The following is a 6,565-nucleotide window of genomic DNA, read 5'->3' as shown; positions in this document are numbered from 1 at the left end:
GCCAGGACCACACGCCGGGGTCGAGCGCCACCGCCCGCCCGCAGGCGGGCAGGGCCGCGGCGGGTTCCCCCGCCTCCCGCGCGCTGTCGGCCAGGACGCCCCACGCTTCCGGCGCCGCCGGATCGGCGGCGCAGGCGAGGCGGAAGGCACGAGCGGCCCCCGCCGCATCGGCGGCGTAAAGGCGGTCGTAGCCGGTCTGGAACAAGATGCCCGGAACGTCTCCGGGCTGGACGAGGGGGGCTTCCCCCTCCCGGTCGGCATCGGCCGTCGAATCGCGATCCACGAACACTTCGCTCTGGGAAGATGGGCTGCCGCCATCCCCGCCCCGGGACTCCGGGCGGCGAGGGAAGGCACAGTCTCCTGCACCAGCTTGCCCGCGCGCGCAAGAGGGCTTCCGAAGATGCTCATACGCGCCGATTCGAGCGGCAGACCGTCGCATTAAGCCATTCGGACGATTTTCCGCATCTTTTGCACAAATCACCTCTTTCGATTTCCCGAACGGGTTCGAAATCAGTGCCTTAATGGTCGACGGCACGGCATAGGCCGGGGTCCGCAGCCCGCCTTGTGACATCGGGCGATCGAAAGGCGTGGTATTACCGGGCAGCAAATTGATTGACGCTGTATAAAATTTTTGGAAGTGTGGCTTCGGCGCCCGATGGTGGGCGCTGAACTTTCGGGTAGGAGGCGGTCACCGTAAGCGACTCGGTGACCGGTAATGGCGGCCCCGCGCGGGGGGCCAAAACGAAGCCGGACACGAGCCGGCAACGGACAGAGGGGACCGAGGACATGCAGGATCGAACTCAGCGCGTGCGACGCACGTTTGGCGGCTGGATCGCTCTTGCACTGGGGATAGCCGCCGCCCCGATCCTCCTCGCCAAGCCCGCCGCCGCCCAGGACAGCACCTGCGTCTCCCACGCCGTGGAGGCGGAACGCAAGTTCAACATCCCCTCCGGACTTCTCGTCGCCATCGCCCTGGTGGAGAGCGGCCAGGACGGCGCCCCAACCCCCTTCGCGATGAGCGTCGAAGGCCGCCCGGTCTTCGCCCGCAACGCCAGCGACGCCGCCCGTCACCTGCGCGACAAGCGCGGGCAGCTTCGCCAGAACGTCTATGTCGGCTGCATGCAGATCTCGCTGGGCACCCACCGCGGCGAATTCCAGCCGGTGGAGCGGATCGTCGATCCCCGCGAGAACGTCTTCTACGCCGGCCGCCTGCTTCTCCGCCTCCATGGCGAGCAGGGAAGCTGGAAGACCGCCGTCGCCCGCTACAACGGCGGCTCCACCCGCCAGGCCCAGAACTACGTCTGCAAGATCTGGCAGCATCTGAGCGAACTGGACGCGAAGAGTGCCAAGCTTCTGGAATCCGCCCGCTGCGGCGACTCCGAACCCGCCAGCATCGCCCCCAGCACCCGCCGCACCTTCCGCAACGCCCAGCAGGTCGCCTCCCTGGATTGATCCGGGGTTCGCGGGGGATGGCGCGGAACGCCCCGATGGGCTAAATCCCTGCGTCATGAACTACCGTCACATTTTCCACGCCGGCAACCCCGCCGATGTGATGAAGCACGCCGTTCTGGCGCTGATCGTCGATCATCTGCGCGCCAAGCCGGCGCCCTTCTGCGTGCTCGACGCCCACGCCGGCATCGGGCGCTATGACCTTGATTCCGAACCGGCGCGCAAGACGCTGGAGTTCCAGGACGGAATCGGGCGGCTGTTCGGCCAGATGGCGCCCCATCCGGCGCTTCGGCCCTATCTGGACGCGGTGGCCGCCCTCAACCCCGACGGGCGGCTGCGCTGGTATCCGGGATCGCCGCGGCTGGCGCGGGCGCTGCTGCGCGAGCAGGACCGGCTGGTCCTCAACGAGCTTCACCCCGACGATTGGGAAACCCTGAAGGCGGAGTTCGCCGGGGACCGGCAGGTCTCGACCTCCAGGACCGACGCCTATCAGGCGCTGAAATCCCATCTGCCGCCGCGGGAGAAGCGCGGCCTTGTCCTGATCGACCCGCCCTTCGAACAGCCGGACGAGTTCGCCCGCATGGCGGAGGGGCTGAAGGCCGCGCACCGGCGCTGGTCCACCGGCATCTACGCCCTGTGGTACCCGATCAAGGAACGCCCCGCCGTCTGGCGCTTCCAGGAGGCGGTGGAGAACACCGGCATCCGCAAGATCCTGACCGTCGAACTGACCTGGCACCCGGAGGACACGCACACCCGGCTGAACGGGTCCGGGCTGCTGATCGTCAACCCGCCCTGGACGCTGGACGACACGCTGCGCGCCATGCTGCCGGCGCTCCACGCCGCCCTGCCCGCCACCGGCGGCGGCTGCACGGTCGATTGGCTGGTTCCGGAGGCGTAAAACCGCGCATTTCAACGGGAAAGCGGCAAGCGGTCACAGAGGTTGCCGTTGCGCGGCCCCTCCACTCGCCATAGGGTGAATGGGACTACCCCGTTCCGGCAAGGCCACGATGTCCCGTTCCAACGATTTCGCCAGCGCGTTCGCCAAGGCCCATGCCGACGCGGGGCTGGAGCGCGTGTCGATCGCGCACATCCTCCAGACCATCCAGAAGGACCCCGCTTTCCTGTTCAGCCCGGACCTGCGGCAGGGCGGCGGCCAGTGCCCCATGCACGCCGCCCCCAACACGGACGACGCGGACAAGGTGACGGTCAACACGCTGCTGGCCTATCTGTTCGAGCGGCTGCGCGACCATGTGGCGACCAAGCTGCCGCTGGACGAGCGCGGGCAGGTGATGCTGCCGATCCCGCCGCGCTCCCCCCACGGCATCCACCCCGCCGACCGCGCGGTCATGGCGGCGGCCCCGCTGGACGTCATGGCCTCGGTCCTGCGCGACGCCACCTGCCATCTGCTGGACGGCCTCATCACCGGCTGGGCGGCGGACCTGCTGACCGAGGAGGAGCATTACCGGGCCCAGGGCTCCGGCGAGATCTCCGCCGCCGCCGCCGCCACCTTCATCCTGCGCTCGACGTTGGAGGATTCGTCCCTCTACCAGCGAGCCGGCTACGACATGCTGTCGATCACCAAGACCGGCAGCCACACCGCCATCCACATCTGCTGGGCCATGGTCGAGGCCGCCCCCCTGCTGGTGCCCGGCCGGGAGGCGGCGGCCTACGACGACCTCGTGCGGCGCAGCCTGAAGCAGGTGGTGCCGCTGTCGATGGCCAGCCTGGGCATGCTGGTCCATTACATGGAGGCGTCGGGGATCGAGCCGCACGACGGCCTCGCCATCCATCTGCTGCCCAAGGACCAGACGGCCTTCGTCCTGGACGAGTCCGGCCTGATCTGCCTGAATCCGGAGCCGATCACCCGCTTCGCCAAGCCCGAGGAGCGGCACTACACCGGCTGCCCGGCCTTCTACACGCCCGGCTTCATCAAGCTGTATCTCGACATCGTGGCCAGCATCGCCATGGATTACGGCGTCTACGACCGGCTCCGCGACCGCTGACCGTCCTTTCCACAGAACAGACGTCCTCCGCCATGGCACGCTCCAACGATTTCGCCCTGACCTATCTCGCCGCGCATGAAGAGGCCGGGATGGCCCGGGTCAATCTCGCGCCGATCCTGCACCGCATCACGGAGGACCCGAACTACCTCTTCACCGAGGAGCTTCAGGGCCTCGCCGGCCATTGCCCGGCCCATGCGGACACCCGCAAGGAGGATTACGAGAAGGTCGCCATCAACACGCTGCTGGCCTTCCTCTACAACGACCTGCGCGACCACATCACCAACCGCATGCCGTTGGACGCCGGCGGCCATCTTCTGCTGTGCAACCCGCCGGATTCGCCGCACGGGCTGGACGTCGCCGACGCCGCCGGGCTGGACGCCGCCCCGGCGGAGACGCTGATCGGCTTCCTGCGCGACAGCGTGTGCCACCTGCTGGACGCCATCATCAAGGACTGGGCGATCAAGGTGACGCTGGAGGAGGAGCGCTGCCGGGCGGAAGGCGCCATCACCCCGCTCGCCGCGGCCAGTTTCGTGCTCGCCAACACGCTGGAGGCGTCGGTGCTGCACGCGCCGTCCGGCTACGACATGCTGTCGATCACCAAGACGGGCAGCCACACGGCGCTCCACGTCTGCTGGAACCTGTGCGAATCGGCGCCGATGCTGAAGCCCGGCCTGACCCTGGCGGAGTATGACGACCTGTCCCGCCGCAGCCTGAAGCAGGTGCTGCCGCTCGCCATGGGCAGCCTGGGGATGCTGTGCCAGTTCATGGGCGCCGGCCACATCGAGGCCGACGACCACCAGGCCATCCACCCCCTGCCCCGCCACCAGACCGCCTTCGTCTATGACACGGAGGCGCCGGGCGGCATGATCGTCCTGAATTCCGACCTCATCGAGCCGACCGCCCAGCCGGGCGAGCGCCATTACACCGGCTGCCCGGCCTTCTACGCCAACGGCCTGATCAACCTCTACATGGAGATCGTGCTGTCGCTGGCCGCACGCTACGACATCTACGGGCGCGTCCTGCGGGCCGGGTGATCGAACCGCCGCCATGATCAAACCGCCGCACGGCCCGCCGGTGCGGCGGTCTTGACGCCACGCAAAGTGTGCCTATCTTGGCGGCCTTGTCGATTTGGAGACTGCTGCGTGGCCACCACCCGGAAGATGTTGCGCCGTTACACCACCACCGCGCTGGCCGACGGGATCAAGCGCGCGCGCGGGCGCATGGTCTCCCCCGTGCAACGGGCGCTCGGCCATGTCGAAAGCGTGTTCATCGACCACGCCTGCTTCCGGCTGATCTATTCGAACACCCACCGCATCTCGCCCAACATGTACCGGGCGAGCCAGCCCTCCCCCTCGCACATCCGGGAGGCGGCGCGGCGCGGGGTGAAGACCATCCTGAACCTGCGGGGCAGCCGCGACTGCGCCTCCTACATCCTGGAGGCCGAAGCCTGCCGGGCGGCGGGGCTGACGCTGGTGGACTTCCCCGTCAACTCCCGCGACATGCCGAAGAAGGAAACGCTGCTGAAGGCCCGCGACCTGTTCGCCGCCATGCAGTATCCGGCGCTGCTGCATTGCAAGTCGGGCGCGGACCGCGCCGGCTTCATGTCGGCGCTCTACCTCTTCATCCACGAGGGCGTGCCGCTGGAGCGGGCGACCAAGCAGCTCCATTGGAAATACGGCCACTTCAAGCAGGCGAAGACCGGCATCCTCGACTATTTCTTCGACCTCTACGCCGCCTACAACGAGAAGCGCCCCACCCCCTTCTGGGACTGGGTGGAGCGCGTCTACGACCCGGTGGAGGCCAAGGCCAGCTTCCGTTCCCGCGAATGGGCCGACACGGTGGTGGACCGGGTGCTCGGGCGCGAGTGACCGCGGTGGATCACTTCGCCCCGACGAAGTCGCAATAGGGGAAGTTCAGGAAGTCGAAGCGGTGCACCCGGACCGGCTCGTGCCGCTTCAGCCAGTCCAGCACCGCGTAATGGGCCATCTGGTCGAGCATCCAGTAGACCTCCGCCCCCGCCAGGAAATGCGCGGTGTAGGCGCCGAGCAGCGACAGGAAGCGGTCGCCTCCGGGCGTGTTGTTGTAGACGTTGAAGCAGACCGTGATTTCCCGCGACGGCCCGCGGCGGCGCCCGTCGAACAGGAATCCGACGTCGTGCCCCGCCATCTCCGTCTTCAGGGATCGCAGGTCCCGGGCGATCCGCGCGTCGGTGTCGATCACCATCATCGGACGGTCCAGCCGGCGCAGCCATTGCAAGGCGCGGATGAAGCGGGCGGAGGCGTAGTAGGTGACTCGCTTGATGTCCGTCCAGCCCGCCATGTCCGGGCGGTCCGCCGAGAATCCGACCCGCAGCCGTCCGTCGTCCCGCCAGCGGGCCATGGCCTGTTCCGTCTCCGGCGACGGCGTCACCACATGGACGGCGACCGTGGCCCCCGGCATCCGCTCCGCCAGGGACTCCAGGAGCGCCGGGGCGAAACGGCGGAAATACACGTCGTCGCAGCAGAAGAACACCACGGGCTCCGTGCGCGGCTCCGGCTCCGGATCGAACCGGATCTCCAGCGGCGCCATACCCTCCAGCACCGTCTCGACCGGCGGCAGGGCGCGGAAGAAGGCGTCGTCGGCGCGCAGCATGGTCCAGATGCCCAGTTCATGCTCCCGCGCCACCTCCGCCGCGGTGAAGCGCCGCCGGAAACGCTGGTTCAGCCAGGACGCGAGAACGAGCCGGTCCCGGCGGTAGACGTGGAAGCCGATGACGGAGGCCGCCACCGCGTCCTTGGGGTGGCGGTGCAGGCGGGCCCAGGCGGCCCGCGCGCCCTCGCGCAGCACCCCGTCCGACGCCATGCCGACCTGGACCAGCGTCGCCACCGCGGCGACATGCAGCCAATCGGCCTCGTCGTCGTCCGGGCGGACCGCCACGGCCCGGCGCAGCGCGCCGATGGCCTCCTCCACCAGGGGTTGGTCCACCGCGAAGGGCTTGCCGGCCTGAACCCCCATCGCCCCGCTGCGCTCCAGCAGCAGGCGCGCGAGCAGCCGGTTGGCCCGGTGGTGATGGGCGTCACGGCCCAGAGCGGCGCGCGCCCCCGCTTCCGCCGCCGCACCGTCCCCGACGGCCG

General features: G+C 68.8%; 6 protein-coding genes and 1 pseudogene. 5 read left to right on the top strand and 2 right to left on the bottom strand.

Annotated elements, in window-relative coordinates; translation table 11 throughout:
- A pseudogene (locus QSG27_RS26955) lies at positions 1–283 on the bottom strand (tetratricopeptide repeat protein); the annotation flags it as partial.
- A 524-nt stretch (positions 284–807) separates the two neighbouring features.
- On the opposite strand from QSG27_RS26955, the gene QSG27_RS26950 reads away from it, so the two are divergent.
- The 5 genes from QSG27_RS26950 (at position 808) to QSG27_RS26930 (ending at position 5,320) form a co-directional block, all read left to right on the top strand.
- Entirely contained in the window at positions 808–1,452 is a 645-nt protein-coding gene (locus QSG27_RS26950; protein WP_306711655.1) for a transglycosylase SLT domain-containing protein, read from the top strand.
- A gap of 55 nt (positions 1,453–1,507) precedes the next feature.
- Positions 1,508–2,347, top strand: coding sequence for a 23S rRNA (adenine(2030)-N(6))-methyltransferase RlmJ (locus QSG27_RS26945; RefSeq protein ID WP_306711653.1), 840 nt, complete (start codon positions 1,508–1,510; stop codon positions 2,345–2,347).
- Positions 2,348–2,456: 109 nt separating this feature from the next.
- A complete protein-coding gene (locus QSG27_RS26940) occupies positions 2,457–3,452 on the top strand; it encodes a hypothetical protein (RefSeq protein ID WP_306711651.1) in 996 nt (331 codons plus the stop codon).
- 32 nt (positions 3,453–3,484) lie between these two features.
- On the top strand, positions 3,485–4,486 hold the full coding sequence (locus tag QSG27_RS26935; RefSeq protein ID WP_306711649.1) for a hypothetical protein: 1,002 nt from the start codon (positions 3,485–3,487) through the stop codon (positions 4,484–4,486).
- Between the two features lie 108 nt (positions 4,487–4,594).
- Positions 4,595–5,320, top strand: coding sequence for a fused DSP-PTPase phosphatase/NAD kinase-like protein (locus QSG27_RS26930; RefSeq protein WP_306711648.1), 726 nt, complete (start codon positions 4,595–4,597; stop codon positions 5,318–5,320).
- A 10-nt stretch (positions 5,321–5,330) separates the two neighbouring features.
- On the opposite strand, the gene QSG27_RS26925 is transcribed toward QSG27_RS26930, so the two are convergent.
- Positions 5,331–6,565: tetratricopeptide repeat protein (locus QSG27_RS26925; protein ID WP_306711647.1), on the bottom strand; the 1,235-nt coding region annotated here is incomplete at its 5' end.

This window comes from Azospirillum isscasi, assembly GCF_030849505.1.
Classification (GTDB): domain Bacteria; phylum Pseudomonadota; class Alphaproteobacteria; order Azospirillales; family Azospirillaceae; genus Azospirillum; species Azospirillum isscasi.
This window is presented reverse-complemented; position numbering and strand designations above follow the sequence as displayed.

What these genes read in the sequence shown, in the direction of transcription:
- QSG27_RS26945 (WP_306711653.1), top strand. Translation starts at nt 1,508, where the DNA reads ATGAACTACCGTCACATTTTCCACGCCGGCAACCCCGCCGATGTGATG.
- QSG27_RS26940 (WP_306711651.1), top strand. Translation starts at nt 2,457, where the DNA reads ATGTCCCGTTCCAACGATTTCGCCAGCGCGTTCGCCAAGGCCCATGCC.
- QSG27_RS26935 (WP_306711649.1), top strand. Translation starts at nt 3,485, where the DNA reads ATGGCACGCTCCAACGATTTCGCCCTGACCTATCTCGCCGCGCATGAA.